General features: G+C 50.5%; 1 protein-coding gene. It reads left to right on the forward strand.

Annotated features, from left to right (window positions below; genetic code table 11):
• Window positions 1-1694 (forward strand): tandem-95 repeat protein (locus tag AB4405_RS24310; protein WP_372063111.1); only part of this gene is annotated, 1694 nt, incomplete at both ends.

Raw genomic sequence — 1694 nt, forward strand, 5'->3', positions numbered from 1 at the left:
ACGGATCATGGTGATGGCAACTACACCTTTGCACCGAATGAAAACTTTAATGGTGATGTACCACTCAGCTTTGGGGTATCCGACGGCACTGAAGTCACGCATGCCGCTCTCAATATTGAGGTTGAAGCCGTTAATGATTTGCCGGTATTAGGCAGCACTACGTACAGTGTCGACGAAGATAACGTTCTGATATTTAACGAAAGTCAATTGCTGGCTAACGCCACCGACGTGGAAGGCGATGTCAATCTCGTGGGCGTAAGCTATTCCGGTGCCGACGGTATATTTACCGTCAACGATAATGGGACATGCAGCTTCGCACCCAACGATGATTTTAATGGCTTAGTTACGTTGGATATCGTCATCGAAGATGAGGACGGTGCTCAAGTTGAAGCAACCATCAATGTTGACGTGCTGGCGGTAAACGATGCGCCAGTGAGTGGCTCGATTGCTTACACACTTAACGAAGATGGCGAAATCACGCTCTCCCAAACGCAATTATTATCACAAGCCTCTGATATTGAGGGGGACAGCTTAACCGCGAGTAATGTGTCAGTGAATGGCAATGCGAGTGTGGTCGAAAACCCGGACGGCTCATACACCATCACGCCAGCACAAGATTATAACGGGGATATTGGACTCAGCTTTGATATCTCAGATGGCACGGACACCATTATTGCCGGCGGTAACCTCACCGTCGACCCCATAAATGATTTGCCGACAACCGAAACGGTTCAAGCTAATGTCGACGAAGACCACAGTATTACCGTAACACAAGCACAGCTGTTGGCGAACGCCGCGGATATTGATGGCGATGCACTTTCTGCTTCCAATTTATCGGCAGACAATGCCACGATTGTCGATAACGAAGATGGGACCTTTACCATCACACCCGATGCCAACTTCAATGGCTTAATCGATGTGGCTTATGACTTAAGTGACGGCAGCACGCCTGTGGCCGGTAACCTTGCCTTGACGGTTGACCCCGTCAACGACGCGCCAATTATCTCCGCCGATGTCGCCATTACTATCGACGAAGACGGATCTTATACCGTCACACAAGAAGAGCTGTTGCAATACGCGACGGACATTGAAAATGATGACATGACGGCGGCCATCGGAGAGCAAGGTGAAGAAACCACCGTAACGGGCACTGTACTCAATGCCGAAAATGGCCAACCTGTCGCAGGGGCAGACGTCACACTCAGTGATGACGTGGGTAACACGACGACGGTGCAGACCGACGAACAGGGCAGTTATAGCGTGACTTGCTCTGTGTTTGAACAAGGCACCATCACCATCGAGCAAGAAGGGGCGATTACCAACTCCTTCCTTGTGCCAGCCGGTGAAAATACCGACAGCGGTGTGATTTCCTTATCGGATGTGATGGACGCGACCGATATGCGAATCGTCGTGACATGGGGGGAATCCCCACGAGATATGGACAATCACCTTTGGTTGTACGATACCGAGACCGGCGCTGAGCTCGACCACATTTTCTATCAAGATATGAGCCACAACCTCGGCGATGGCACGGTTCAGCAAGATGTTGATGACACCAATGGTCACGGCCCTGAAACGATTACCATCCCCAACTATCAAGACGCGAACATGCACTACTCAGTGCACAACTACACCAATCGAAGTTGGGATGTGGAGGGCGTCGAAGAGGTGCAAGTTCAAGTGTTTGTTGGCGA

The organism is Vibrio sp. 10N.261.51.F12, from assembly GCF_041471725.1.
In the GTDB taxonomy this organism is placed as follows: domain Bacteria; phylum Pseudomonadota; class Gammaproteobacteria; order Enterobacterales; family Vibrionaceae; genus Vibrio.